Origin of the sequence: Paenibacillus sp. P22, assembly GCF_000469945.2 — a bacterium.
Classification (GTDB): Bacteria; Bacillota; Bacilli; order Paenibacillales; family Paenibacillaceae; genus Paenibacillus_O; species Paenibacillus_O humicus.
The window spans coordinates 1-26860 of the sequence record NZ_CBRA020000017.1; the positions used below are offsets into that span (position 1 = coordinate 1).

At 53.5% G+C, this 26860-nt stretch carries 32 protein-coding genes and 1 pseudogene; 29 read left to right on the forward strand and 4 right to left on the reverse strand.

Features of this window, described 5'->3' with window-relative positions; all coding sequences use genetic code 11:
• Positions 1 to 248 precede the first annotated feature (248 nt).
• Both BN871_RS04615 and BN871_RS04620 read left to right on the forward strand, forming a co-directional pair.
• Positions 249 to 1022 carry a sugar phosphate isomerase/epimerase gene (locus BN871_RS04615; RefSeq protein ID WP_048744833.1) on the forward strand — a complete coding sequence of 258 codons (774 nt, stop codon included), beginning with the start codon at positions 249 to 251 and terminating at the stop codon, positions 1020 to 1022.
• Positions 1023 to 1041: 19 nt separating this feature from the next.
• Positions 1042 to 2061 (forward strand): Gfo/Idh/MocA family protein, encoded by a 1020-nt coding sequence (locus tag BN871_RS04620; RefSeq protein ID WP_048744834.1) that lies wholly within the window; start codon positions 1042 to 1044, stop codon positions 2059 to 2061.
• 69 nt (positions 2062 to 2130) lie between these two features.
• On the opposite strand, the gene BN871_RS04625 is transcribed toward BN871_RS04620, so the two are convergent.
• Positions 2131 to 4242, reverse strand: a complete 2112-nt coding sequence (locus tag BN871_RS04625; RefSeq protein WP_048744848.1) for an alpha-amylase family glycosyl hydrolase — start codon at positions 4240 to 4242, stop codon at positions 2131 to 2133.
• A gap of 579 nt (positions 4243 to 4821) precedes the next feature.
• Between BN871_RS04625 and BN871_RS30115 the strand changes: the two genes are divergently transcribed.
• The 6 genes from BN871_RS30115 (at position 4822) to BN871_RS04650 (ending at position 8537) form a co-directional block, all read left to right on the forward strand.
• Positions 4822 to 5262 (forward strand): DUF5412 family protein, encoded by a 441-nt coding sequence (locus BN871_RS30115; protein WP_374725875.1) that lies wholly within the window; start codon positions 4822 to 4824, stop codon positions 5260 to 5262.
• A gap of 15 nt (positions 5263 to 5277) precedes the next feature.
• On the forward strand, positions 5278 to 5772 hold the full coding sequence (locus BN871_RS04630) for an AAA family ATPase (protein WP_049867907.1): 495 nt from the start codon (positions 5278 to 5280) through the stop codon (positions 5770 to 5772).
• Between the two features lie 2 nt (positions 5773 to 5774).
• Positions 5775 to 6575: a phosphotransferase family protein gene (locus tag BN871_RS04635; protein WP_048744835.1), complete on the forward strand. Its 801-nt coding sequence runs from the start codon at positions 5775 to 5777 to the stop codon at positions 6573 to 6575.
• 396 nt (positions 6576 to 6971) lie between these two features.
• Positions 6972 to 7481, forward strand: a complete 510-nt coding sequence (locus BN871_RS04640) for a hypothetical protein (protein WP_048744836.1) — start codon at positions 6972 to 6974, stop codon at positions 7479 to 7481.
• Positions 7447 to 7782, forward strand: coding sequence for a hypothetical protein (locus BN871_RS04645; RefSeq protein WP_048744837.1), 336 nt, complete (start codon positions 7447 to 7449; stop codon positions 7780 to 7782). Before BN871_RS04640 ends, BN871_RS04645 begins: the two co-directional genes overlap by 35 nt.
• Positions 7783 to 7868: 86 nt before the next feature.
• Positions 7869 to 8537, forward strand: coding sequence for a hypothetical protein (locus tag BN871_RS04650; protein WP_021879768.1), 669 nt, complete (start codon positions 7869 to 7871; stop codon positions 8535 to 8537).
• Positions 8538 to 8759: 222 nt separating this feature from the next.
• Here the strand turns inward: BN871_RS04650 and BN871_RS04655 are convergent, their stop codons facing one another.
• On the reverse strand, positions 8760 to 9383 hold the full coding sequence (locus tag BN871_RS04655; protein ID WP_048744838.1) for an FMN-dependent NADH-azoreductase: 624 nt from the start codon (positions 9381 to 9383) through the stop codon (positions 8760 to 8762).
• Between the two features lie 229 nt (positions 9384 to 9612).
• On the opposite strand from BN871_RS04655, the gene BN871_RS28195 reads away from it, so the two are divergent.
• Positions 9613 to 9777: a hypothetical protein gene (locus tag BN871_RS28195; RefSeq protein WP_164763018.1), complete on the forward strand. Its 165-nt coding sequence runs from the start codon at positions 9613 to 9615 to the stop codon at positions 9775 to 9777.
• Positions 9778 to 9889: 112 nt separating this feature from the next.
• Here the strand turns inward: BN871_RS28195 and BN871_RS04660 are convergent.
• Together BN871_RS04660 and BN871_RS04665 are read right to left on the reverse strand one after the other, a co-directional pair.
• Positions 9890 to 11156 (reverse strand): annotated as a pseudogene (locus BN871_RS04660) (SpoVR family protein); the annotation flags it as partial.
• Between the two features lie 21 nt (positions 11157 to 11177).
• Positions 11178 to 12641 carry a recombinase family protein gene (locus BN871_RS04665; protein ID WP_048744839.1) on the reverse strand — a complete coding sequence of 488 codons (1464 nt, stop codon included), beginning with the start codon at positions 12639 to 12641 and terminating at the stop codon, positions 11178 to 11180.
• Positions 12642 to 13102: 461 nt separating this feature from the next.
• Here BN871_RS04665 and BN871_RS27450 point away from each other — a divergent pair, with 461 nt between their 5' ends.
• The 20 genes from BN871_RS27450 to BN871_RS04755 form a co-directional block, all read left to right on the forward strand.
• Entirely contained in the window at positions 13103 to 13243 is a 141-nt protein-coding gene (locus tag BN871_RS27450; RefSeq protein ID WP_021882334.1) for a hypothetical protein, read from the forward strand.
• A 641-nt stretch (positions 13244 to 13884) separates the two neighbouring features.
• Positions 13885 to 14196, forward strand: a complete 312-nt coding sequence (locus BN871_RS04670) for a hypothetical protein (RefSeq protein WP_157060200.1) — start codon at positions 13885 to 13887, stop codon at positions 14194 to 14196.
• Positions 14197 to 14371: 175 nt separating this feature from the next.
• Positions 14372 to 14716, forward strand: coding sequence for a hypothetical protein (locus tag BN871_RS04675; RefSeq protein WP_021881846.1), 345 nt, complete (start codon positions 14372 to 14374; stop codon positions 14714 to 14716).
• Entirely contained in the window at positions 14716 to 15270 is a 555-nt protein-coding gene (locus BN871_RS04680) for a hypothetical protein (protein ID WP_021881847.1), read from the forward strand. Before BN871_RS04675 ends, BN871_RS04680 begins: the two co-directional genes overlap by 1 nt.
• A gap of 2 nt (positions 15271 to 15272) precedes the next feature.
• Positions 15273 to 15449 (forward strand): hypothetical protein, encoded by a 177-nt coding sequence (locus tag BN871_RS27455; RefSeq protein ID WP_021881848.1) that lies wholly within the window; start codon positions 15273 to 15275, stop codon positions 15447 to 15449.
• Positions 15450 to 15810: 361 nt separating this feature from the next.
• Complete coding sequence (locus BN871_RS04685) at positions 15811 to 17103, forward strand: DNA modification methylase (RefSeq protein WP_048744841.1); 1293 nt, start codon at positions 15811 to 15813, stop codon at positions 17101 to 17103.
• A gap of 133 nt (positions 17104 to 17236) precedes the next feature.
• On the forward strand, positions 17237 to 17458 hold the full coding sequence (locus BN871_RS04690) for a hypothetical protein (RefSeq protein ID WP_048744842.1): 222 nt from the start codon (positions 17237 to 17239) through the stop codon (positions 17456 to 17458).
• A gap of 121 nt (positions 17459 to 17579) precedes the next feature.
• Positions 17580 to 18062: a phage terminase small subunit P27 family gene (locus BN871_RS04695; RefSeq protein WP_048744843.1), complete on the forward strand. Its 483-nt coding sequence runs from the start codon at positions 17580 to 17582 to the stop codon at positions 18060 to 18062.
• On the forward strand, positions 18062 to 19768 hold the full coding sequence (locus BN871_RS04700; RefSeq protein WP_053086937.1) for a terminase large subunit: 1707 nt from the start codon (positions 18062 to 18064) through the stop codon (positions 19766 to 19768). Before BN871_RS04695 ends, BN871_RS04700 begins: the two co-directional genes overlap by 1 nt.
• A 7-nt stretch (positions 19769 to 19775) precedes the next feature.
• Positions 19776 to 21104 carry a phage portal protein gene (locus tag BN871_RS04705; protein WP_198158008.1) on the forward strand — a complete coding sequence of 443 codons (1329 nt, stop codon included), beginning with the start codon at positions 19776 to 19778 and terminating at the stop codon, positions 21102 to 21104.
• Positions 21034 to 21645, forward strand: a complete 612-nt coding sequence (locus BN871_RS04710; RefSeq protein ID WP_083436240.1) for an HK97 family phage prohead protease — start codon at positions 21034 to 21036, stop codon at positions 21643 to 21645. Before BN871_RS04705 ends, BN871_RS04710 begins: the two co-directional genes overlap by 71 nt.
• A 14-nt stretch (positions 21646 to 21659) precedes the next feature.
• Positions 21660 to 22904, forward strand: a complete 1245-nt coding sequence (locus BN871_RS04715) for a phage major capsid protein (protein ID WP_021878990.1) — start codon at positions 21660 to 21662, stop codon at positions 22902 to 22904.
• Positions 22905 to 22934: 30 nt separating this feature from the next.
• On the forward strand, positions 22935 to 23261 hold the full coding sequence (locus tag BN871_RS04720; protein WP_048744844.1) for a hypothetical protein: 327 nt from the start codon (positions 22935 to 22937) through the stop codon (positions 23259 to 23261).
• Positions 23212 to 23781 (forward strand): head-tail connector protein, encoded by a 570-nt coding sequence (locus BN871_RS04725; protein ID WP_083436241.1) that lies wholly within the window; start codon positions 23212 to 23214, stop codon positions 23779 to 23781. The genes BN871_RS04720 and BN871_RS04725 overlap by 50 nt, the downstream gene beginning before the upstream one ends.
• A complete protein-coding gene (locus BN871_RS04730) occupies positions 23781 to 24110 on the forward strand; it encodes a DUF3599 family protein (RefSeq protein WP_021878988.1) in 330 nt (109 codons plus the stop codon). Before BN871_RS04725 ends, BN871_RS04730 begins: the two co-directional genes overlap by 1 nt.
• Positions 24107 to 24571: an HK97 gp10 family phage protein gene (locus BN871_RS04735; RefSeq protein ID WP_021878987.1), complete on the forward strand. Its 465-nt coding sequence runs from the start codon at positions 24107 to 24109 to the stop codon at positions 24569 to 24571. The genes BN871_RS04730 and BN871_RS04735 overlap by 4 nt, the downstream gene beginning before the upstream one ends.
• Positions 24561 to 25007: a DUF6838 family protein gene (locus BN871_RS04740; protein ID WP_021878986.1), complete on the forward strand. Its 447-nt coding sequence runs from the start codon at positions 24561 to 24563 to the stop codon at positions 25005 to 25007. Before BN871_RS04735 ends, BN871_RS04740 begins: the two co-directional genes overlap by 11 nt.
• A 3-nt stretch (positions 25008 to 25010) precedes the next feature.
• Entirely contained in the window at positions 25011 to 26087 is a 1077-nt protein-coding gene (locus tag BN871_RS04745; protein ID WP_021878985.1) for a phage tail sheath subtilisin-like domain-containing protein, read from the forward strand.
• A gap of 13 nt (positions 26088 to 26100) precedes the next feature.
• Positions 26101 to 26547 (forward strand): phage tail tube protein, encoded by a 447-nt coding sequence (locus BN871_RS04750; RefSeq protein WP_048744846.1) that lies wholly within the window; start codon positions 26101 to 26103, stop codon positions 26545 to 26547.
• Positions 26548 to 26860, forward strand: a 313-nt coding sequence (locus tag BN871_RS04755; protein ID WP_048744847.1) for a phage tail assembly chaperone, incomplete at its 3' end; no start/stop codon positions are given.

Consider the following 26860-nt stretch of genomic DNA (forward strand, 5'->3'; position numbering starts at 1 on the left):
CCCGGCAGGAGCCTTCGGTCTGAGGCGGAATAGGTAATGCTGCAGTCCGCTCTTCAAGTCCTGAGTAAAGGGTTTATAATGATTGGAATAGTCGCAGATAAGCAAAGATGTGTCCAAAAAGAAACCCTCCCCTTGGAATTCCGAGCAAATCGTTCATGTTCTAACGATATTGTATATGTTCATTTTAGGCTGTAATCCCCTAGAATGAAACCAGAGAATAAAACATGTCTGCAAAGGAGCTTGCCCATATGGAAAAACTTAACATCGGACTTCAATTGTTCACGCTGCGGGATGAAACCGCCAGAGATTTTGAGGGCACGCTTCGCAAAGTCGCGGAGCTTGGCTACAAAGGCGTCGAGTTCGCCGGTTACGGCGATTTGAGCGCCGATAAAATGAAGGCGCTGCTTGACGAGCTGGGCCTGCAGGGCTTCAGCAGCCACGTATCCCTGCAAGCTCTGCGCGAGGATCTGCAAAAAGAAATCGATTATTTGAAGGCGATCGGCGCCAAATACATGATTTGCCCTTATCTGATGCCGGAGGACCGTCCCCAAAGCGGCGAGGAATGGAGCCGGCTTTTCGCCGAGCTGCAGCAATTCGGCCTTGAAGCCGGCAAGCAGGGATTGATTTTCGGCTACCACAACCATGATTTCGAGTTCCATGGCCAAGTCGGCGGCGACAATGCTTTTGACGCCATGTTCAAGGAGACGACGCCGGAAGCGGTTCAGGTCGAGATGGACGTATGCTGGGTTCAATTCGCAGGCCGGAATCCCGTTGAGTACATCGGCAACTACGCCGGCCGCCTGCCGCTGCTGCATTTGAAGGATTTCAGCGCGGATGAGCAGGGTCAGATGAAAACGCTGGAGCTGGGACAAGGCACCGTCGATCTGCCTGCCGTCATCGAGGCTGCAGCGGAAGCGGGCGTGCAGTGGCTGATCGTGGAGCAGGACGTCTGCCAGAATCCGCCGCTGGAAAGCATCTCGAACAGCTACGAATGGCTGAAAAGCCACTATTTGAACGTTTAATTAAGGAGGAAGAGAAGCTATGAGCAAAATCAAAGTCGCTGTCATCGGTTGCGGCGCCATCGCCCAGCGCAGACATATTCCGGAGTACGCCGATAACGGGAACGTAGAGCTGGTCGCCTTTGCTGACCCTATTCTGGAGAGGGCCGAGAGCATGGCCGAGACTTATGGCGGCCAAGCCTTTGCTTCCTTTGAGGAGCTGCTCGCCCAAGCGGATGTTGACGCGGTGAGCATTTGCACGCCCAATCATCTCCATGCCTCCATGGCGATTGCGGCAGCCAACGCAGGCAAGCATGTTCTGGTCGAGAAGCCGATGGCTACGACGCTGGAAGAAGGGGAGCGGATGATCGAGGCCGCCCGGAATAACGGCGTTTTCCTGATGGTCGGACATAATCAGCGCCCCATGCCTCCGCATGTGAAAGCCAAGGAGATTCTGGATTCCGGAGAGCTCGGCAAGGTGCTCACCTTCCGTACCTCCTTCGGCCATCCCGGGCCGGAGGCTTGGAGCGTGGACGGCGCGGAGAGCTGGTTCTTCCGCAAGGACGAAGCCATCATGGGCGCCATGGGCGATCTCGGCGTGCATAAATCCGATTTCATCCGGTATTTGCTGAACGACGAGGTAGCGGAGGTCGCCGGCTTTATCGGTACCTTGGACAAGGAAGGCACGGATGTGGACGACAACGCCGCCTGCCTTCTGCGCATGAAGGGCGGAGCGATCGGAACGCTGGTCGCCAGCTGGACGCAGTACAAGGGCGGGGACAACAGCACGGTGCTGTGGTGCGAGCGAGGCGTCATGAAGATCGGCACGGTGGACGGCGACGAGGTCATCGTCGAGCCTGTCGACGGCTTGGTGGAAACGTACAAAGTCGGCGCCATGGCGACGAACGAGAAGCAAGTGCCGAGCGGAGTCATCGATGCCTTCGTGGACTCCATCGCGACGAATACGCCTCCGGCCATTTCGGGGGAAGAGGGCTTGAAGTCGCTGCAGGTCATTCTGGCAGCCTTTGAATCCCAGAGAACCGGACAGTTCGTCAAGCTCTAGAAAAAAAAGAAAGACCCGAAGCACGGACCCAGGGGGGCCGGCCTTCGGGTTTTTTCGTCTTCCGAAAAGTTACTGCCAGTTCACAACAACCGTCGCCGTCCCGGTAGCGGGAGTCGTGAAGGTATGATTGGAGCCGCCTTCCCAAGTGACCGCCGTTCCGTTCTTCTTGAAGAACTTGAACTGGAGAGCGGTGCCTGCCGGCACGCTGACATCGTAATACCAAGTCGGGTAAGCGTACAGGATCTTGTTGAAGATAGGTCCGATGGCGGCAGCTGGAGCCCAGTTGCCGAGCTCGGATACGCCGCCGGAGAGATAGACGTTCTCGCCCAGGGCCGTCGTTGCATTCTGAACCACGAAGCGCACCGAAACCTGATTGCCGGTCAGAATGTTGAAGCCGTTGTACACATTGCTGTCGACCGCGCCGGAGGTGCGGATCTTGATGCCATAGCTGCCGGCGGCGACGGAAGGAACCGTGACCTTGATCTGGGTATCTTCCCAGGAGACGATGCCCGTGCCTGTTACGGCTGTGCTGCCGAAGTATACGGTGCCCTTGGAGGAGCCGAAGCCGCGGCCGTCGATCGTGACCGTGTTGCCGGGCTTGCCCATGACCGGACCTGCATGGCCGACGACCGGAGCTGTCGCCGCAGCCGTATATTGCCATACGGCCGTGCCGCCTGCAGCCAGGGTGAACGTGCCGACAGCTCCGCCGGATGCCGCCGTAATGCTGTTGCCTCCAAGCAGTCCGCCGAGAACGTCATTGTAGGTTCCCGCCGGGAGGGAGGTGACCAAGCCGCTGATGGATGCAGCCGTGGACAGGTTGCGGTTGACGGCTACGACCGCGACATTGTTGCCGAATTTGCGCTCATAGATATAGACGTCGTTGTTGATCCAGCGCTGCTGGGTCGTGCCGTAGGCGATGGCCGGATTGGATTTGCGCAGAGGTCCCAGCAGGCCGCTGACCTTGTAAGCGGTCGTCGTCGTGGAGAACGACGGCATCATCGCGCGGTTGTCGGGATCCGTGCCGCCAGTCATGTATTGCTCGGTGCCGTAGTAGATCGCCGGGACGCCGCGCGAGGTCAGCGTGAACGCAAGCGCCTGCTCGAGACGGCGGTTGCTCAAGGAACCGGTTTTGAAGCGTTCCATGTCATGGTTGTCGATGAACGTAACCTGATCGGATACTTGCGCATAGTCGGAGCCTGTCGCTGCGACCATGGCGTCCAGGCCGTACATCGTGTCCGTGCCGTCGCGGAAGACGCTGCGGACTTCCTGGTTGAAGCGGAAGTCGAGCAGGCTCATTCCGGATTCGTTGGCGAACTTGGTGTTGTCCGCCTCTGCGGCCGCAGATCCCATGAACCATTCTCCGAAGACGAAGACCGGCTTGTAGCCGTAGATGGAGGCGACCCAGTTCTTTTGCCAGCCCATGGACATATGCTTGGCCGCGTCGACGCGGATGCCGTCGATGCCGAGATCGAGCCAGACTTTGATCGCGTCTTTGAAATAGGTATCGATCGTGCTGTTGTTCTGCTCGAGATCCGCCAGGTCGTAGAGATTTTTGTAGATGCCGTTCTCGAGCGTGGAGAAGTCCGAGCCGCCGTTATGGTGGAAGAGGCCGTTCGTATCATTGGTATATCCGCCGAGCAGCGTGCCGTTGTTGTAGAGCTTGCCGTTCTCGGCAAAGGAAGTATCCGTCTCCATGGCTGGAGAGGTGTGGTTCGGCGCGAAGTCGATGATGACTTTGATGCCTTTCGCATGAGCCGCATTGATCAGGTTCTGGAAGTCCGTGAAGCTGCCGAAGGCAGGATTCGTTTTCTTGAAGTCGCGGGCCCAGTAGCCGTGATAGGCCGTATTGGTCACGCCGGAATAGTTGATGACGGAGTAGATGTTCTCTACAGGCTGGGAAATCCAGAGCGCCGTAACGCCCATGCCGGTAAAGTAGTTGTCGTTGATCTTGTTGACGATGCCCTGCCAGTCGCCTCCGCAATAAACGCGCTTGTTGGTGCAGCCGGAGCTGAAGGCCGCTCCCGTCGGATTGTTGGCGGCATTGCCGTCGGAGAATCGGTCGGTGAAGAGCTGGTAGATGACGTCCGTGCTGTAATTCTGCTTGTTGCCGACCGCGGTGTCCGGAGCGGCGGAAGCGAGGCCCATCGGCGCCGCAGGAGTGAGCTGGGCTCCGGCAAGCATCGTGGCAATGGCCGCTCCGGCAAGAATTCGTTTCAACGTCAGGTTCATCAGAATAACCGCCTTTCAAGCGAGTGATATGAAGCGCTTACACATACGGTTTTAAGTGCCTTTTCGATTTCGGAACGGAAGCCTCCTCTCGACAGAAATAAACCCCGGTTTTCTCCGCTGACGGAGTAACCGGGGTTGTCTTAAACCATCTGGTTTAAAAAGCATAGCCCTCAAATTAAGGTTGGCCCAGTCATCATAAGAAATGTTTGGCATCGCTGTCAATAGGAAAATCGGTCGTCTTGCGAACGTAAGGAAAGGGAATATGGACATGCATGCAAAGTCCCGGAATCCATGCAAAAGGGAAGAGAAATGGATAGATATGGAGACGCATCCTTATGAAGTCATTAACGTTATTTTACGGGAATGGTATAGTTGGGATGGAAAAGAAGAGGCAGGACCGGTCCATCCGCTCGATAGGAGCGACAGGCGAAATGGATCGTCTCAGCCTGCCAGCCGGAGACGCGACTGCCCAGTCCGCGAGCCAGAGATGTGATCGGGAAGGAAAGTGAAAGCTTGGATAGGAAATCACGGATGAACCTTCCCGATTGGCCTTCCGATCAGGAAGTCCGGCTTCAACGAAGACGAACGATCAGGCGAGCTGCAGGAATCGGTTTCATTCGTGTCGCAGTCCTAGTTGGCATTGCCGTTTACTGGCTTTACCATCTGGGGGGAAGTCTGATATCCGGTATGTGCTCGAATGAAATCGTCCATCGATCCTTCCAGCCGAATGGCAGCTTGGAGCTGGTCATATTCCAACGGGATTGCGGAGCGACAACGGGGTACAGCTATCAACTGTCCATCCTTAAGCAAGGATCGGAATCAAATCGTTCGGGGAATGTGTTTATTTCAACGAAAGCGTTCCAAGCGGAATGGACAGGCCACAGTTCCGTTGCCGTAACCGGCGATGCGAGCGATGCTTCGAAAAGAATAGATCGATATAGAGGAATCCGTATCCTGTACAACAAATCCTGAGAGGAAGGGATCATCATGAAGTTCATTCTCATATTCGGCCCGCAGGCCGTCGGGAAAATGACCATCGGGCATGAGCTGGCGAAGATAACCGAATTGAAGCTGTTTCACAATCATATGTCCATCGAGATTCTGCATCCTTTCTTCGGTTTCGGTTTCGAAACCTGGAGGATTTCAGATTTGCTGCGGCGCGAAATCTTTGAATCGTTCTCCGGCAGCGATCAGTATGGGCTCATTTTCACGTATGTGTGGGGGTTCGATCTGCAGGAGGATTGGAAGTTCGTGAACGAAATCTGCGGGATTTTCGAGTCGAAGGGTGCGGAGGTTTACTTTGTGGAGCTCGAAGCCGATCTGGAGGAGAGGCTGGCACGCAATTCGACTCCGTTTCGTCTCAAACAGAAGCCGACAAAACGGAATCTTGAGCAATCAAAACAAAATCTTCTCCGTTCGGCAGAAGAGCATCGATTCGATACAAGGACGATTAACAGCTGCTTATTGAAAGGAGGAATATAGAGATGAAAATCGGAGAGCTGCTTGGAAGAGGAAACACGGCCGATGTTTATCGCTGGGGGCGCACGGAAGTCGTCAAAATCCTTCATCAACGCGAGCATTCCGAGCATGAGGCTAAAAAAGAAGCGCGGAATGCGGAAGCCGTTCAATCCCTAGGTCTGAAAACGCCGGCTTTCGGTGGATTAGTCGAGATTGAAGGCAAGACCTGTTTGATTTATGAACGGATAGACGGTCCTACGATGCTGAGTCGGATTGAGAGGACGGAATCAAGCGTTGTCCACTATGCCAGAATGATGGCGCAGCTTCAGTTCGACATTCACCAAGCCGAGGTTCCATTTGACCCCAGCCTTAAAAGGGAGCTGTCTCATCAAATTCAATCGGCAGCGGTTCTGAATGAAGCGGAAAAACAAGCCGTGCTCTCAAAGGTGAAAAGCCTGCCCGAGGGCAAGAAATTATGCCATTACGATTTTCATCCTGGCAACATTATTCTTTCTCCGAATGGGCCGGTTGTTATTGATTGGATAAATGCAATGGTGGGGAATGAAGCGGCGGATGTCGCCAGAACCTCCATGATGCTGCGTTCGCATGCCGTCCCGCGAGATACTCCGGACTGGCTGCTGGAAAGAGTGCTGCGGAAGCTGTTTCATGATGAGTATAGGAAAGAATACATGCTGTTGTCCGGCATGGGATGGAAGGCTGTCGATGAGTGGATGGCTCCCGCGCTGGCGGCTCGAATCGGCGAAGTCCAGAACCTAGAGCGGAACGAGATTGTTCATTGTTTAAGAGAGATTTTAAAAAATGAGTGAGCGGCCTGGAGAGCAATCATCCTCGCAGCTGCTTCTCTCAAATCCATCTTCTTCTGAATTCATGGCTGAACGAGGATTCTGCCGGCGGGCAAGGAATGAGGGTCATCCTTCATGCGCCAAGTCCGACAAGCGGCCAATCCGCTTGCAGACGCAAGGCTTTGTACGTTCGATTTTGTTATTCGACAGCTTTTTCTTGCCATCGGCTGGAGAGAAACACGGGTTTGCAAAGTTGGAATAAAGTCCAAACCTTACTCGTATCTTGGGATGTGCAACTGATAGGAGGTGTAAGCGGGGTTGTTGCAAGCTCTTGTTTGTCCCTTTATGTCGATAAAAAAGAGTTGTATGTAATGGCATAGCTTGGCATATCTTCTATAGAGATCAATTCAGGAAGAAGTGATGGCGTTGTCGATGGATCAAAAACAGGTTCTTGCCAACGCGAAGCGCTTAAGGGCAAAATTCCACGGTTCTTTAATGCCGAATTTGCTCAAAGCGGTTGAAGCGGAGGGTCGGGAGATCCAGAGCCAAATAAGCACTTTCAAGCCTTCCTCCTCTTTGAAGATGTCTAAACGAAATCCACTCCAGGAACCGGCTGTTTCCCCGCCTGAAAACGTTGAACAGCATTCTGCTCAGCTGACGCTTCTTGTTCAGCCGGAAATAGGAAGGCTGCTGGATGAGCTTGTTTACATGAATGCAGCTGCAGATCGGCAATCAGCGGCGGAAGTCATCTTTCAAATGGGAATCAAGATGAGCAGAGAAACCATCCGCGCTCATTTCGATTTAAGGACGCAGCTGCAAGAGATAAGCGATCGATTTAAAGTCTCGTTGTGCGATGACAAGCGGATGGATACTAGCCCAAATAGGAGTGATCCTCATGAGCATGCCCAATGTCCCGAATATCAGGCCTGATATTCAGCTCAAGCGACATGATGTACTGAATCTTCTTTTGTCTTCGATCGCATTGGAAGAGATGGGCTTGTCCAACATCATCAACGCCGAAGGTGAAAAACTGCAAAAGGTCATTCATGCGGAAGAGAGCAGCTCGAAGGATTTGATGGAAGTCAATGAAAGCGTGGAGCGCATGATGCGCATCATTATCAAAAACCAGATGCTCCTGCAGTTCAAGCTGGAGGATGTGATCAAGCTCGAGAAATCCTCGTTCCAAGACGAATATCAGGACGAGTATCACGACGAGATTCACGAAGAGTAAGGTGAGGTAGGTGTATGACTCTTCATTCATCCACAAGTTCGGAATGGTCTGCCATAGTCACCTGGATAGCCAGGGAAGAACTGTCGTTGTCCAAGCTGGTGTTGTTTCGAATTCGAGCATCCAGCAAAACGATGGATCAGGATGATCTAATGACGCTGAAATCGATGGCGAAGACGCTGACATACGGAAAAATGTCGCAAAGGCTCGTATGGGATCGTCTAACCATGATTTCGGATACCTTCTCCTTCAAGAGCGGCGAAATTGACGCCATTCTTTTGGAGTCCATGGATATCTTTCACCAAGCCATCACGGAATTCCTGAACCTGTTGAATAAGCACTTAAAATCAAATAAAATCTATACGGTCGAAAATAATCATAAAGAACTGTGCCCGAGCGTCTTGTTGACGCAGCTTTTAAGCACAGCATGGGATCTGCTGGAAAGTTATGACAGCATTCGATTCCGCTATGCTTCCTTGTGCGCGGGTCCAGAGACATCCAAGCGGATAAGCAGCGTTCAACCGGGATGGCTTGTGCCGCTATCCTCGGTTATTACTCTCTGCCATCAAATACTGCTCAGACATTCAGCTTCCTCATCGGAAGCTTTTTCCTACATTCATAAGATGAGAAGCTTTGTTCTGAGCACGACGCTTCTGTTCCGCCAGCATTCATCCCTGTCTGACCGGGAAGACAGGACGGGCAGCGGGAACAAGGAAATGAACAACTCCCGCACCAAGCCGTCCATTTTTTATAAATGACGGACGCTTTTCATGCATGAACCCATTTACATGTCCATTATGGCCGTTAAATTCAATGATACAGGCAAGGAGACAATCTCGCATGGACAGGAAAGACCAAGCAAGCGGAGCAGGGCATTCCCTCTCCTGTTGGCTCGATAGTCGAGCTTTGGCCAACAGGATTGAACAAACGTAAAGCCCCTTCCCGGCTAACCGGAAAGGGGCTTTTGTCATGAAGAGCTCTTAGAAAGCAGCGGCTTCGGCTTTGACTTTATTCAGACCTTCGCTGACGATGTCGGCAGCGCGGTCACGGAATTGGTTGTGGCCTTCGATGACGATTTCCTGGGCTTGTACGCCGAACAGGCCGAATGCGCCTTTGAGAGGACGGAGAGCCGATTCGAAGTCTGCCATAGGGGCCGTGGAGTATACGCCGCCGCGAGCGCTCAGCAGAGCGACTTTTTTGCCGGTTGCGAGGCCTACAGGACCTTCAGCCGTGTAGCGGAACGTCTTGCCTGCTTGCGCCAGGTAAGCGACATAGTTGATCAGCGGAGCCGGAGCGGTGAAGTTCCAGAGCGGAACGGTGATCACGACTTTGTCGGCTTCGAGGAATTGGTTGACGTATTTCGTGACGAGCTCGACAGCTGCCTGCTCCTCAGGAGTCGTGTCGATGCCTTGTCCAGCCTTGAACATGCCGGTCATGGCCGTGTTGCCGTAGAAAGGAAGCACTTCCTCGTACAGGTCCAGCTCGGTTACCGTGTCGTTCGGGTGAGCGGCTTTATAGGATTCGAGGAACGTATTGTACATTTGGACGCTGATCGCTTGATCAGCCGGACGGTCGTTCGCTTTAACAAAAAGAATGGATGCCATGATGGAAAGGTCTCTCCTTGTGTCTTTAAAATGTATTTGCAATAGTGACAGTATACATCGATAACGAAAATAATGCAACTAAACAAACGGAAGTGAAATCCTGCCTTTTTAGGTTTCCTCATCCGCTCTAGATACATGCCAGGACTTTGTTGGAAACCTTACTCTATGGGTAAATAAAGGAAACAGATACTACCTTCGCATCCACATTTCATTAAAAAGGTGATTCTATATGGCGTCTAAAGGGCTTGAAATTCTCATTGCCATGATGTTGGGCTTCTTCACCGGCATCCTGCTCAGCGGAAATGGCATGCATGTTCAGGAGAGCGGAATCCAGATCCTGCTCGGATGCATCTTTTGGCTGCTTGCATTCTCCTACTTGAAGCGCCGCCCGTGACGTACAATTCCATCAGAGACGGCATCCTTGCGATGCCGCAGCAACAGCCGGCCCCAATAGGAGCCGGCTGTTTCCATGGTTTCTATACCGTTTCATCAAAACAAATTAACGTTCAAATAAACTTCCGGCTCGTCTTCTTCCCGTCGCAGCTGAAGACGATTTTCTTGTCCTCGACGACTGTCTCCAGATGCACGGATTTGCCCCAGAGGGCGACGACATGGGGGGAGCGTGCGCTCCACATACTTCAGGTCCAGCTCCACGCCTTCATAATGGTGGACCAGATACAGCTCGCCTGCCCGGTTGAAATCGCCGTTATGCACCTCGATGACGGGAAATCCGCCGTTGACGCGGGAGTAGACGAGCTGCTCGCGGATGTTTTTCCACGCCTTGTCGGTGATTTTCCATTCGGGGCCCTTCTTCTCGAAAATGTACAGGTCGAGATCGTCGACCAGTTTTTTGGTCAAGTAATTGCGGAGGAAGGAGGTGTCGGAGTCCAGCTCCCGGACCTCGAATATTTTCTCCCTGCCCCTTCCGGGCTTGTAGCCGAAGCGGCGCTGGTCTTCCTCCGTCGGGTCCTCCCAGCGCTTCTCGATATCCTCGAATATTTTCAGCCCCAGGTAATATGGGTTCAGGCTGCCGCGGCCCGGCACGACCACGGAGGCGTTCAGCTTGGCGAACTCGATCGTCTCCTCGCTGTCGAGATCCATCTCGCGGATAATCCGCTGATGCCAGTAGGAAGCCCAGCCCTCGTTCATGATCTTGGTTTCCATCTGCGGCCAGAAATAGAGCATTTCCTCGCGCAGCATGCTCATGATGTCCCGCTGCCAGTCGGCGAGATGGGCCGAATGCTCCTCAATGAACCAGACGAGGTCCTTCTCGGGACGAAGGGGGAACTTCGGCGGCTCCGGCGGTCCCGCCTCTTCTTCCAACGAGACCTCCTCCAGCCGCCACAGGTCGTCGTACTCTCCAGGCGGCCGCTCCTCCGCGTTCTCGGCTTCCCTGCGCAGGTATTCGTCTCGCTTCGACTTGTCGAGCTGGCGGGGCTTCACAAGAGTCGGATCGATATGCTCTTGAATCGCGAGCACGGAGTCGATAAAACGCTCGACGGTCTCCGTTCCGTAGAGCATCTCGTACTGGCCGACCCGCTCGGCCGTCGCGGACATGCTCTCGACCATGTCCCGGTTGGTGCCGGAGAAGCGGGCGTTGTTCTTGAAAAAGTCGCAGTGGGCGAGCACATGGGCGACGATGAGCTTGTTCTGGATGAGCGAGTTGCCATCGAGCAGGAAGGCGTAGCAGGGGTTCGAATTGATGACGAGCTCGTAGATTTTGCTGAGGCCGAGATCGTACTGCAGCTTCATTTTGTTGAACGTCTTCCCGAAACACAGATAAAATGAAGAAGCTTATTTCGCGAGGTTGAGCACTATTTCTGGCGGCGATTCTGAATGGAGAACGACTCGCGTCACGACTTTTCGAATCAGTTGCTTCTGTTCTTCTTCCGTAAGGAAGTCCCACATCTTGTGTAGATCCTGAAGCATCTTACGAGCTGCCGCCGAGTTCTTTATCTCCGGTTCATCGTCAAGATCATCAAGCTGCAACTGGACCGACTCGCGTTCCTCCTCAAGCCGGGTAATTCTATTTCCCAATGCCGACGCTTTGACGGCCCCGCTTTGAATGGCGTCGTACAGATTTTCAATTCCCGTCTCGATCGTCTCCAAGCGGTGCTGCAGGGCATTGCGGGCATCGGTGGAATCCTGGGTGTTGGATTGCTGTTCGAGTATAGCATCGAGCCGCTTGGGATCCAGCAATGACAAGTTGCGGATATCTTCGATGACGATTGCCTCGACTTTTGCGCGATTGTGATACTTATTGCTGCAGCTCGCGCCTCTGTCCTTCGTTCTTACATGCTGTTTTTGGCAGGCATAAAGTTCATACAGATATTCCTTCCCGTTCCTATGGGTTCTACGTTTAACATGAACAACCGGGCCGCCGCATATTCCGCATTGCAAGAGCCCTGTCAGCAAGTATTCCCCCACTGGAGATGCCCCTTCCTTCCGCCTGGCGTTTTCGGCTTGAACCATGTTCCAAGTGTCCTCGTCTATGATGGCATCATGGTTCCCTTCGACGATCAAACCAGCATTCAGCAACTTCCCCGCATAGAGAGGGCGGACTAGGATATCGCGGATGTCTGTATGAGTCATCTTGCGAGCTGTCGTTCTGGACTGCGCCCACTCCGCGATAGCTAACCTTGATTGTCCCTGAAGGAACCGCTTGTATATTTCCCGGATTATGGCTGCTTCATCCGGCTTGATTTCGAGCACCTTAGCTTCCTTGTTCCAATGGTAGCCGAAGGGGATACGGCCGCCGTGCCACATGCCTTGATTTACTCGCTCGCGCCGTCCCGATGTCGTCCGTTCAATGATCATGTCGCGTTCGAGTTGGCCAAAGACCGCCAGGATGCCGAGCATGGCTTTTCCAAGCGGAGTCGATGTGTCGAACGGTTCAGTGGCCGACTTGAAGGCAACGCCATTCTTTTCAAAGACGTCCTCCAACAGCTCGAGCACATCTTTCTGCTTCCGGCCGAGGCGATCCAGTTTATATACTACGACTGTATGAATCTTTCCTGCCTCGACATGACGAATCAGACGCTTTAGGGCCGGCCTATTCGTGTTGGTCCCTGTATAGCCATCATCCATATAGAGTTCAACGTCATCCCAGCCTTGGGACTTTGCGAAGGCTGTCAGGCGCTCACGTTGAACGTCAAGGCCGAAGCCACTAACAGCCTGCTCCTCGGATGACACACGAATGTAGAGCGCGACCTTCTGGCGAACCGGCGCTTCAATTCCCCTGGAAGCTCGAACGACCATGCGCGGCACACTCCCTTAATTTAGTATATAAATACAGCATCAACCATTGCTTGCTCATATAATACACCATGTATGATTTGATGCGAAAGACAAATTGAAAAACCGTTTAATTTTTCCTCCGAAAAGTTTTCAAAGACCCTTAAACTGCTTGGTTCCAGCCGTGATAAATTGGTATCAGTGAGATATCGAGAGAGACACCGATGAGGCATGAATGCCTTGATGACCCAGCCGGCCCAAGTGGTCGGCTTTTTGCATACGGTGCAAAGCTCCTCTCGTGATCGCTGCTTCAACGCCGATGTAGGTCTAGCATCAGGCGCAATGCTATCTCAGACGGCCGAGGACGGCCCAAAATTGCGTTCCATACTGTTCCGCCCCCATCTGGAAGGGAGCGGACCAAGAACGCCTGTTTGTGGGCCATTCTCGGGCGTCTGTTTTTTGTCCATTAAAAGGAGGTATTTTAAATGCAATCTATTCGCCATCGTCTGATTCGACTCATCGCGGGAAGAAAGATGCCGGTAATGCTCAACATGGAAATTCATCTCGCGCAGCCAATCACGTTTGCTCCCGGAATGTTGCTAGTTGGTAACACGCTGAAATCGTAAACAGTGCGCAGGTAAATCCCAGCAACTGCAAACTGCGTGGTGGCGGAAGAGAGACGCTAATCAGGTGAAGGAGAGGTTTGCAGGCAAGTCTTCCGCTGCAAACATGTGATGCCATGTGGTGCAATCCTTTAAAACGAGGCGTCGGGAAGCACGCCTATCCTCATTGTCCATGGGAGAATGGCCCATGGCCACGCAAATAAATGGCAAGCTGCTCCGGGCAGCCTCTGCATGGTCTGCTCCAGCGTTAACGGTCGAGTTCCACTCGGTTCAGTTGGAGCGGGCTTTTCATGCGGGTACTGGCCCTTCCCGGTTCGATTCCGGGAACCCGCTCTCTCCGTTCCCCCGGAGCATCAATCACGCCGGCCTGTGGAGTCCTTGGGGAGTCTCAACTGACATTCCCATCGGCTCAACCTTTCCTCCTTTCACCTGTGATCCCAACAGGACAAGGTTCGGCTCGGGAGCGCCTGTGACGAGCGCAAGTAATCGTCACCCTTTAATCGATGCTGCTGAGCGACCCAACCGGGAGGGTGTCGCGCCAAGGAGGGAGCCTGATAAGCTGCCTCAGCTGAGCGCCGTTCGGCATCATCGATTAAAGGAAATTTGTGCCTATGCGTCGAAAGTACGAGGCGGGAGGCGAGGAAATGACTGTTGAAAAACGAAGGCTTTACAATACTGGGTATACAGGACCAGAGAAAGCCGTTAATTTCATGGAAGATGAAGATGGGAATTTTCATGTCGTTTATATCAAGGACGTCCACTACATTGAAGAAGAGAACCCTGAGGAGCCTGAACGGCTGATGTTTGTTCTTCAAAATGGCCGACAGTTCTTTACCTTGAGAAGTGAAAAGGCTGTTCAGCAAGCGAATGAATACATACAAAAAATCAAAGATGACCCTGAGGCTCAAGACCTTATGATTTTCGGCCAAAGAATTCCAGAAGAAGAGCGCGAATAAAACACGGCAAGCCCCACATCGGGGCTTTTTTTATGCCTAAATGGGGAGGTGAATAGATGAAGAGGTTCATTCGTTGGTTTTTGCGGCAGGCCGTTCATGGTTACTTGCCTCCGCAACCAAGAAATCGACAGGAAAGAAGACGAGGCTAAAAACATGAAATGGAGGATGATTAATAATGCCAAGTGATTATGCAGCCAGAAGCGGCGATGTGCTTCGATCAGACGGACAGAAGGTGAACGAAGCCGACGGCATTAATACCGACGGCAGCAGGAACGTTAGGTCAATTGCTAGAGGATCAGCAATCATAACGCCTAATGACTCCGTCGATATCCCTTCATACAACGGCATCCTTGAGACTAAAGGTTTGTACGTTGGAACGAGCGGGGATATCAAAATGACGATGGCTGACGGCAGCGTCATAACTAGAAAAAATGTGGTCGGTGGAATGACTCACCCATGGGGAATCAAGCGAATTTGGGCAACAGCAACGACGGCTGCTGACTTGATCGGTGAATATTAATGCGCATTGGAGCGGGAATTGGGATCGGAATCAGTCGCCGAATCCGGAAAACGATTAAAGATACATTCACCAGACCCGACAATAATGGGACTGCAGGAAAAACGGAAACCGGGCAAACGTGGGTGACCACAACAGGTTCAGTTTGGGGAATAGTTTCAGGAAAGCTGAAGCTAATCTCAGGAGCGGGCCGGGTGATCGTTGATCCGGGCAGTCCGGATTACACGCTACGAGTCACGATAAGTGGTGATTTGTCTGCCTTGCGTATCGTATTCCGATATGTCGACGACACCAACGAATGGTATGTCAGCGGAAATACGATATTTAAAAGGGTTGGTGGTTCAATAACAGCCGCAGCTGTTATGATTGGCACTCCGGTTTCTGGAGATGTAATAACCATACAAGCCATCAAGGGAAGCATTCGATTATTTCTTAATGGCGCATGGCAGGCAAACATATCTGATATCGCCCTTATGACAGCGACAAAGGCGGGGATATTTTCATCTGCACCAGCTGCATTATCCTATGCAGACAACTTCTTTTTAGAGGTGGTTTGAATATGGCTCGTCGCGTAACTGTACCTAAGATCGGAATTGGAGAAGAGTTACCTGCCGGCAAAGAACTTTATGAGTGTGCATCCAATGAAGGGCCGTACAGGCCGGATACATCCGCGCAAGCATGGCAAAAAATCACTGAAACTGTTAATAGTTTCGAAATTCTTATTCTGGAAGAGTGAATCATATCCCAACAAAAAATAAACGCCTTTGCTGCAAACCAGGATGCACGGAAAAGGTCGAAGCTGGCTATTGCCGGACGCACGAAAAGCAAAGACGCGCCCAAAAAGATCGGTTCCGCGGGACGGCAGCTGAGAGAGGATATGACGCACGGTGGAGAGCATACCGCGCTCTTTTCTTGCAACAATATCCACTGTGCAAGCATTGCTTGAAAGACGACGTATACACGCCGGCCGAGGTCGTCGACCATATAACGCCGCACAGAATGGACATGGTGCTGTTCTGGGACCCCAACAACCATCAGCCATTATGCAAGAGGCATCACGATATCAAGACAGCGACAGAGGATGGAGGTTTTGGAAGGTGAGGGTTGAGACTTATCGGTTAAAGGAGCTTCAACCGAACACTTGGAATCCAAACGTGATGCAAGATTCGGTATTCCTCTCCTTAGTTGAAAGCATCCGGCAGAACGGTGTCTTACAACCGATTCTGGTTCGTTCAGATGGGACCATCATCAAAGGGGAAAAACGTTGGCTCGCCGCGCAGAAAGCGGGCTTGAAAGAAACGACCTGCATTGTCGTCGAATCTGGTGAGGAGGAGTCCAAGCTCCTGACGGTCAGCCTTTCGACACTCCGCGGGCACACTGAAGACGAACTTCTTGCTTCTCTTGTCGCAGAGCTTTCCAACCACTATGAGCTTGACGACATCGCGGCATGTACGGGGATGGCTGCAGATACGCTCGAGCAAATGGTTGCAGGTCTACAAACGAACGTGGAAGTGGATCCGCTCGTTGAAGAGGACTCGTTCGACGTCCAGGACGCGCTGGACCGGATCAAGGAGCCGGAAACGCGCCGAGGCGATCGGTGGCAGCTCGGCCGGCACATACTAATGTGTGGAGATGCAACTTCAATGAAAGATGTTCTTGAGTTAATGAAAATTAAACAGGCAAATCTCGTAATAACGGACCCGCCATATAATGTGGCCGTTCAAAGCGATTCGGCCCGCTTGAAAGAGGATGGTCGAGGACAGATCATGAACGATGACATGTCTGACGAAGATTTCCGGAGGTTTCTGAAAGAAGTTTTCGAAAACTACAAAGCTATTATGACTCCGGATGCGGCTATCTATGTATTTCATCCCTCGTCTTATCAGCGTGAATTCGAGGATGCCATGAATCTGGCTGGTATCGTGACACGCTCCCAATGTGTCTGGGTCAAAAACGCAGCCACCTTCGGGTGGGCGCAATACCGATACCAACATGAACCAGTTTTTTATGGTCATATAAAGAACAAGGCGCCGGCGTGGTATGGCGATCGCAAACAGTCCACAGTCTGGAAGGCTGGGCTGCCGGTTGAATCTCCGGAACCGGTCAGTGTTTGGGAAGTCTCCCGCGGGGATGTCACCAAGTACGTCCACCCGACACAAAAGCCGCTCGAGCTGCTGGCTATTCCGGTCAAGAACAGCAGCCGACAGGGTGAGGTCGTTGTCGATCTCTTTGGTGGTTCCGGCTCCACACTGATGACCTGCGAGCAGTTGGAGCGTTCCTGCTACACGATGGAGTTGGACCCGATCTTCTGCGACGTAATCAAGCAGCGGTTCAAAGAGTCGACCGGTATTGAACCGGTTCTGCTCTCCAATGATCTTGTAGAGGCATAGAAAAAGGAGGCGCAGGAACGCCCCCTTCTCTCTGCCCGGGTCACCCCGGTTGAGATAGTGGATACTCCGTGGCCACGGTTTTGACAAACCACTATCTCGGAATCCATTTTAAGGGATAACCTGGAGGACCACAATGAAAGATTCTGAGGAGATACTCGCTGAGTTGGAACGAAGCAAGGGGAAGTACCGAACGATTGTCCAAGCGGGCATTGCAAAGTGGGTCAAGGACTTCCAAGATGGCAAAATCAAAATAGCTACGGTCGATGATCTCCGCAAACTGGTGGAGATTGATCTCCAGATACTCAGCCAAGAATATCAGATGAGTAAGACCATACCACCACCTAGGAAGAAATAGCTCATAGCCTGCGGGGGGAGGGGGGAGCAAATCTTAGGACCTCTCCCATATAGACCGCGCGTCCAGTTTCGTGTGAGTTTTTTTCCTGATAAAACATTTTGGGTACGAAAGGGGGCCGCCTATGAGCCGATCGAAGAAGCCGGTCGATCAAGTCGAGGGAAATATCACCAAGGAAGAGCGGGAAAAACGGCGCGAGCTGGAGGAGAAAATGAATTCTCGTCTCGGTCGCGATAAGATTCGTCCCCCGACGTGGCTGGATGATGAAGGCAAAAAAATGTTCCGGCATCTGGTCAAGCAGATGGAGAAAACGGAACTGCTCACTAATCTTGACGTGACGGCGCTGGCCACATACTGCGATCTGCATGCCCGCCGGCTTGTGCTTCTGGAGGATGTCCGGCAGAACGGCACCCGGTTCGTCAACTCCAACTCTCGCGGTGGTGTGACGCATGTTGCGAATCCAGCGCTGACGCAGCTGAACACAACCATCAAGCTCCTGAAAGCCTACGAGGCAAGCTTCGGATTTACTGTCTACGACCGGACCCGGATCGCCCTGAAGGACGAGAAGGCGGAGGAAGAAGATGAGTTCGGAGGGGAGTTCGATTGATGTACAACGTACTTGCCCAACTGGACGATGTGACGCAGTACGCAGCCGACGTCCAAGAGGGCAGGATTGTTGCTGGCAAGTATGTACGGCTCGCCTGCCAGCGGCACTTGAAAGACTTGGGCCGCCAGGGAACCGAGGACTTCCCATACACCTTCGAACCGACACGCGCTGAGCGTGTTTTTTATTTTGCCTCGTTTTGCTGTCACGTCGAGGATGGGTTGACGGTAAAGGCCGGTGACCCTGTTACGCTAGATCCGTTCCTGAAGTTCATCGTCGGCAGCATATTCGGCTGGGTGCATCGAGAAACTGGCCTGCGGCGGTTCCGAAAGGCTTATGAGCAGGTGGCCCGCAAGAACTCCAAGTCCACCACGCTCTCGATCGTTGGGTTGTACATGCTCGCCGGCGACAAAGAAGGCGGCCCTCAGGTTTATACGGCGGCGACGGACCGGCAGCAGGCGCGAATCGTTTACGGCGCGGCGGAGCAAATGGCCGAGAAGTCCAAGTCGCTTCGAAAGCGAATCAAATTTACCAAGTCCAAGAGCTTGATGGTCCACAAAAAGAGCAATGGGCGCATGCAGCCCTTGTCCAAAGAAACCAAGAAATTCGACGGATTTAACCCGCACTGCGGCATCATCGACGAATATCACGCACATCCCACCAGCGATATGTACGACGTCATCGTCTCGGGCATGGGCATGAGGCGGCAGCCTCTCTTGTTCATCATCACGACGGCCGGATTTGATCTCAACGCGCCTTGCTACAAGGAATATCAATACTGCTGCAAGCTTCTTGAGGGCGAGGTCGTCAACGAGGAGTATTTCGCCTACATTGCCCAGATGGACAAGGACGACGACATCAAAGATGACCGGAATTGGATTAAATGCAATCCTCTCCTAGCCAGCAGCGAATCTGGCATTGCCTTCTTGCGGAGCGAGCTGAGCATTGCGCTGGATTCCCCGGACAAGCAACGCGGCGTCTTCACCAAGAACTTCAATATGTGGCTGAATGCTCGGGAAGATGGCTATATGCAAATGGACAAATGGGCAGCGTGCGGCAAGGAGCCGATGCCGGACCTGACTGGACGCAGCTGCCGCGTTGGTCTTGACCTTTCCAAGAAGATTGACTTGACCAGTGTGAGCTTTGAATTCGACCTGGATGATGGCCGAGTGGCCGTTCTGAGCCATTCCTTCATCCCAGAAGCGAAACTGGCCGACCGGAAGCAGACAGACGATGTCAACTATGATCTTTGGGTCCGACAAGGATATCTCACTGTCACGCCGGGAAATGTGGTCGATTACCGCTTGATTCAGAAGTATGTCTACGATCAGGAGCGTGAAAATCGCTGGATCATCTCGGAGGTTTGTTACGACGACTGGTCTGCCGGCCTGATCTCACAAGAGATGAAGGACCGTGGTTATGAAATGGTCGAGGTGCCGCAGCGGATGAATCATTTGTCTGAGCCGACGAAAAACTTTCGCGAGCTCGTCTACCAAGGCCGAGTCATTCACGGGAACAACCCGGTGCTGGATTGGGCGATGGGCAATGCAGTCACGAAGGAAGATCATCACGAGAACATCCTGCTGGACAAGAAAAAGTCCAAAAACAGGATCGACCCCGTCGCGGCCCTGATCACGGCGCATTCGCTGTATGTGAACCAGGAAAGCAATGACTCTGTGTACCGGTCCCGAGGCTTAATCACAACATAGGGGGGAGGTGAACGACCTGAGAATTCCATTTTTGAGCAACTGGGTTCAGCGGCAGGCTGCCGAAGCGGTCCTGGAAGAGAGATCTTCCACGTTGGCGAATCCCGATTCATGGCTGGTGGATTGGCTGACGGATGGCGAACCGGCTTCCTCCGGCATCCTTGTCAACGAAAACACAGCGCTGCACTCGACGGCCGTTTTTGCTTGCGTCCGGATCCTGGCCGAAACGATCGCGTCTCTTCCTCTGCAGCTTTACCAGCAACGGAAACAGGGCGGAAAGGAAGTGGCATACAGCCACCCGTTGCATTCCATTCTGCATGACTCTCCCAATGAAGAAATGACGGCGTTCGTGTTCATCGAGACGCTGATGGGTCATCTCGCCACCTGGGGGAATGCCTATGCGGAAATCGAGTGGGATGGAGCTGGCCGGGTGATTGGACTCTGGCCCTTGCGGCCGGATCAAACCTGGGTCAACCGAGACGCCAATGGGGCTATTTGGTACCACACCATCATTCAGAGGACCGGAGACGCCGTCGTGCTGCCTGCATACCGGGTGCTTCATATTCCGGGGCTCGGGTTCGACGGACTGAAGGGATATTCGCCCATTTCGAAGCAGCGCGAAGCCATCGGCCTAACGCTGGCGACCGAAAAGTATGGGGCGACCTACTTTGGGAATGGAGCGCGTCCCGGCGGCGTAATTGAAAGCACGAGGAAAATCGGCGATCAGGCGGCGATTGATCGCCTCCGGAATCAATGGCACGACATGCACAGCGGTCTGCAGAAACAGCACAGGATCGCCATACTTGAGGAAGGCATGCAGTACAAGCAGATTGGCCTGCCTCCAGAGGACTCGCAGTTTTTAGAGACCCGGAAGTTCCAACTCGGCGAGATCGCAAGGATCTTCCGCGTGCCGCCGCACATGATCGGCGACCTGGAGCGCTCGACGAACAACAACATCGAGCATCAATCCATCGAATTCGTGATGCACACGATTAGGCCCTGGGTTGTCCGATGGGAACAGGCGATCAAACTCAAACTGCTGACCCGGCCGGAGCGGAAAAAATATCAAGCCTTGTTCAATGTCAACGGCCTCATGCGCGGCGACTACAAGAGCCGGCAGGAAGGTCTCAACATCATGAGGCAAAACGGCATCATCAACGCCAACACATGGCTCGAGATGGAGGATATGAATCCGATCGACGGACCAGAAGGTGAGGCGTACTTGGTCAATGGCAACATGACCCCGGTCAACGCCACGGGGAAGGGAGGTGAACAGTCTGGACAAGCAGAAAGAAATCCGATCAATCCTGATCCCGGAAAACAAGCCGGAAGTCCGTAAAATTGATGGTCAGCCAACTAAGATCATCGGTTACGCGGTTCGCTGGAATCAGCTTTCAAACCCTATCTGGGGCATGTTTCAAGAGCAATTCCGCAAAGGTGCCTTTACCAACCGGATGGCCGACGTTTACGCTGCTTGGCAGCACGACGAGCGGGAGATTCTGGGGCGCACGCCCTCGACCTTACAAGTGGAGGAAGATGAAATCGGCCTGCGTTACGAAATTGAGCCCCCTTCCTGGGCGGATAAATACTTGGAGACGATCGAGCGCGGCGACGTGCGGGGATCGTCTTTTATATTTCGCGCCGTGAAGGAAGAGTGGAACGAAACGAACCCGGATATGCCTATCAGGACCGTTGTGGAAGCTGAGTTGATCGAGGTCAGCCCCGTCACTCGCCCTGCCTACCCTTCATCCAGCGTCGGAACGCGATCGGAGGAAGAGGTTTTCAAGTCCCGCCCTGCTATCCCTATGCCGAAAAGCACTGAAACGCCTGATCTGGAAGCAGAGCAGCGCGCAAGACAACTCCATCTTTACAAACCTTAGGAGGTTGATCATTCATGGCAGCACAAGTAACCACGATCATCGAAATGCGGCAGGAACGCGCCAAGCTCTGGGAGCAGGCAAAAGGGCTTCACGACAAAGCGACCAACGAAAAGCGCGGCTTCGACGCCGCTGAGCAGGAGCAGTACGACAAGCTGATGGCCGAGTCGGATCGTCTGAAGGCGACGATCGACCGCGAAGAGCGCTTCATCCAGGAGCAAGCAGAGCTCGAGTCCAGGGCCGTCCAACCGTCGGCAGATGGCGGCTCCGAATCTCGGAGTAAAAAGGCTATCGAGACCGAAGAATACCGCAGGGCCTTCTTCGACATGATGTCCGGACGCGAAATCAACAACGAGCAGCGCTCCATGCTGCAGGAACACCGGGCGCTTTCCACGTCCACCTCGGCCCCAGGGGCCGGCTACACGGTCCCGCAGGGCTTTTATAACAGCCTGATCGAGGCCATGAAATGGTACGGCGGCATGCGTCAATCCCGAGCAACTGTGCTCCGGACGGCCAGCGGCAATCCGTTGCCGATTCCTAACGTCGATGACACGGGCAACAAAGCCGTCATCGTCGCCGAAAACACGGCTGCCGGACTCGGACCGGACCCTAGCTTCGGGCAAAAGGTCCTGGGCGCCTACAAATACAGCTCCAAGACCATCCTCATTTCCATCGAGCTGCTGCAGGACAGCGCCTTCGATCTGGAGGCCTATCTGCGCCGGGCAATCGCCGAGCGCTTCGGACGCGGTACGAATGAGCACTTCACGATCGGTACGGGTGTCGGGCAACCGCAAGGCGCCGTCACCGGCGCCTCTCAAGGCAAGGTGGGTGCTACCGGCCAAACCACGTCCATCACGGTCGACGATTTGATCGACCTCGAACACAGCGTTGACCCCGCATACCGCGGCATTTCCCAGTTCATGTTCGCGGACAGCTCGCTCAAAGCGATCAAGAAACTGAAGGACAACATGGGCCGGCTGCTGTGGGTTCCGGGAGTCGCGCTCAACCAGCCGGACTCGATCCTCAACTACTCGTACATCATCAACAGCGACATGCCTGCTATGGCCGCTAACGCCAAGTCGGTACTCTTCGGCGACTTCAGCAAATACTTCATCCGCGACGTCATGGACGTGACGATTATCCGGATGGCGGAGAAATACGCTGAATCCGGTCAAGTCGGCTTCATCGCCTTCAGCCGTCACGATGGCGCCCTCCAAGATGCCGGCGGCCCACTGAAGTATTACGCTAACTCCGCGACCTGATACCGATATAAACGCCTTGGAGGTGACGAAATGAAGACTCAAAAGGTCAAAATGCTGGTTTCCATCGGCTCCGCAGACTGGTCCCTCGCTCCGGGGGATCAGGTGGAGCTAGACTTCGAGCTCGCTGCAGCCTGGATCGAATGTGGCCACGCCAAAGCAGAAGGGAAACCGGATGATAAAAAGCTGCCAGAAGGCGTCGAATACCTCGGTTTTGGGCGGTATTTGCACCCGAATGGGATGATTCAGCTCCATTCCAAGCCGAAAGAGGCCCAAAAGCCGGAAACGGAGACAAAGGCCGGTGACGACGATGTTGACGACCCTGGACAAGGTCAAAAAGAAGTTGCAGATCCCGAATGAGGACGAATCACAGGATGACCTCCTGCAAATGATGATTGAAGCCGCAAGCCAGTCCATCGAAGCGTACTGCAGACGAACTTTTCGCCTGCAGGAGTACACGGAACGGCGGAGCGGGAGCAGTCAGGCCTACCTGGAGCTGAAAAACTACCCGATATTGGATGTTTCCAGCGTTAAGGTAGGCGGAACGCTCGTCACCGATGCGGAAATTCTGCCCGAAAAGGGCATGCTCTTGCGTCCGGGAGGCGTTTGGGCGTCTGGAATCGAGAATGTCGAGGTGACCTATCAAGCGGGATATGTACTGCCGGCTGATGCTGATCATGAAGACAGTGTCACGCTGCCGCGCCCGCTTGAGGTGGCCTGCATTATGTATGCCATGGACCTGTTCAAGGGCTCGACAGCGTTTGAATCCGAGCGTATTGCCGATTACTCGGTGAAATACCAGGTGGCGAAAGAAAGTGGCTCCTTGCCGCCTCATATTCAAGCGCTCATCTCGCCTTATGTTGGGAGGTGGGCGGTGTAATGGGCCCCGGCATGCTGCCGCAGCGCTGCACCATCTGGCGTCCGCTGCCACAGAAAGACGAATACAACACGCCTCTAAATGGGGAAGACGATTACCAGGCGGTCAACTCCTACGCCTGCCGCCTGTCGCGAAAAAGTATCCAGGCGACGCGAGGGGAGCCTGATACGGCCATTGCCGAAGTGTACATGCTGTATATGCCTGCAGCAGCAAATGTACAGGCCGGCGACTTGGTCAAAGTCAACGGTGCTGGGGAGTACCGGGCGGGTGAGCCGTATCGTCCCAACAATCACCATACAGAGGTTCAGGTGGAGCGGGAGGGTTCCGCATGAGTTTCAAAATTGAAGGTCTCGACCAACTTTCCAAGGCACTGGGGCATGCGGCTCGAGACAAAAAGCGTTACAACCAGCTGCGCTATGATGTCGGGAAGAAGCATCTGCAGAATTGTGCGGCCGAGGTACCGGTCAGCTCTGGTCGCCTCCGGGCATCCTTTAAGCGTGAGCTCTACAAGGGGCAAAAGGAATGGATTCTCTTTGTCGATCCCGGCGAGACGATCGAGGTCGGTACCAAGGTCTGGTACGCTCGCATGGTTGAAGATGGCCACAAGCTGGTAAAAGTGACGCGCAAGAAGATGAAGAACGGCCGGATCCGGAGAACCAAGAAGAATCTCGGCTTTGTCCCCGGTACTCATTTCTTCAAGCGGGCGTTGGAGAAGACGAACCGGGACATTCCAGAAATAGTCGACGACTTCATCCGGGAGATTGGGAGGGAGGCGGGCTTCGATGATTCGTAGCAGCCTGGACGCCATCCGGCGGCTCCTGAAGGACACGATTCCCGAGGTCACGACGACATACGTCAACACGGTTCCGGACGGCTTTAAGCAGCCGTCTTTTTTCGTGCAATTGGCGACCCATTCGGGCGAGTTTTTGAACCTCAATTACCGGCAGTGGCGAATGACTTGGCAGATCGTGTACTTCCCGAAGCTTGTACGAGGCGAAGAACCGGACGCATTCGATCAAATCGACGTTTCGGACCGCCTTATGACGGCATTCCAGGAATCACCTGCAATGAAAGCCCCTGACGGTGCTGTCTACACGATCGCAAGCATCGACGGCGGGCCGAGAGACGATGAAGTCTATATCACCATTGTCCTGGAGGGTCAGACCAACCGGCAGCTGCCGGAGTACGACACCATGCAAGAGGTCCACTTGGACCAAGAAGGAGGATGACCAATGGCACTCGGTTTGCCTAATGTAAATATCGTGTTCAAATCTATTGCCACCGCCGCGATTCAGCAGGGCGGCGCGGGCGTGCTGGCGATCGTGCTCAAGGACACGTCCGTCTCGACCGGCGTCGTTGAGTACAAGCTGCGCCCAGGCGATGAAATTCCGGCTGGATTGACGGTGGTCAACAAAAGCCATATCGCTCTGGCAATGATCGGCACGCCTGCAATGGTGAAGGTCGTCGTAATACCATCCACCGCGTCGGACTATTCCGCTGCGTACAACTACCTGGAAACCATTCCATGGAATGTCGGGACTGTCCCCGGAATCGCCGCCGGAGATGTGTCCTCAGCGGCTACATGGGCCAAGGGCATGTATGACGCCAAGGATCGGAAGATCATGTTCGTACTGCCGAACCACGCCGGTGACCACCCGGCTATCGTGAATTTTGCTACCGACAACATCTATGTTGGTGCCACGAGCTACACAACGACCAATTTCCTGGCCCGGATTGCCGGCCTGCTCGCCGGCCTATCGCTCACCGTGGCCCCAACCTATCAGGTGCTGCCAGATGTGACGGATGTGCCGAAGCTTACGAAAACCGAGGCCAACACAGCCATTGCCGCCGGCAAGCTGATCCTGATCAATGACGGTGAGAAGGTCAAGATTGCTCGAGGGGTAACGTCCCTTACGACGCTGGCCGATCCGTTTGGTGCCGACTGGCAAAAGATCAAATTGGTCCGGGTGTTCAATAAGACATACACGGACATCAAGCAGACGATTGAGGACAACTATATCGGCAAGGTCTCCAACTCGTACACCAATAAGCTTCTGCTGCTCAATGCGATTAATGCGTACTACGGGGAATTGGAGCTCCAGGGCATTCTGGATCCTGGGCTTAGCCGGGCAGACATCAACATAGCCGCCCAACGGGCATTCCTCAAGACGATCCATGGAGCTGACGTGGTAGCACTCCTGACGGATCAGGAAGTGAAAGAAGAAAACACTCGCGACAAGGTGTTCATCGGCGGCCCGCTGCGAGCACTCGACGCCATTGAGGACTTCGATATGCAAATTTACCTCTAGGAGGGAATGAATCATGCCAGCAGGCTTTAATGGCGAAAGGATTATCAGTGGTACGGGTGGCGAGCTCTGGATCGATGGCGACTATGTCGCTGAGGTCAAAGCATTCCAAGCCAAGCTTGAGTTCAACAAAGAGGATGTGCAGTTGGCGGGGAATATGGGCGTCGATTCGAAATTCATGGGCTATAAAGGGAATGGCAGTGTCAGGCTGCACAAGGTTAACTCGCGGATGATTAAGAAGTACAGTGCTGCCATCCAAAAAGGCATTCTGCCTAGAGCGACCATCCTGAGCTCGTTGAATGATCCAGCAGCATTCGGGGCCGAAAGGGTTACTGTCTCGGATGCCAGCTTCAACGACCTCACTCTTGCTGACTGGGAAGCTGGCGTCAAAGGAGAAACGGAAGCGCCATTCACATTCACAAAATGGGAAACCAATGATCTTATTACGGGCGGAGGAATTTAAATGTCAACACTCGATATGCTGCTGAAAATTGATAGATCCAAAGTGGTTAAACCGACCAAGAAGGTGGAATTGCCTCGTCTCTCTGCGCTTGCTGGCGCTACGGTCATATTCACACTTCAAGCGCTTACCTATGACGAGCAAGAAGAGATTGCCGAAATCTCAACCGGTGACGGGGAGGTTGATCACGGATTAATTCGCGCTCACACGGTCATTAAAGGGTTAGTTGACCCTTCTTTAAAATCTAATGATCTCCTAAAGCATTACGGGGTTGCGACACCGAAGGAACTGCTACTGAATGCAAACTTTCTGCTGC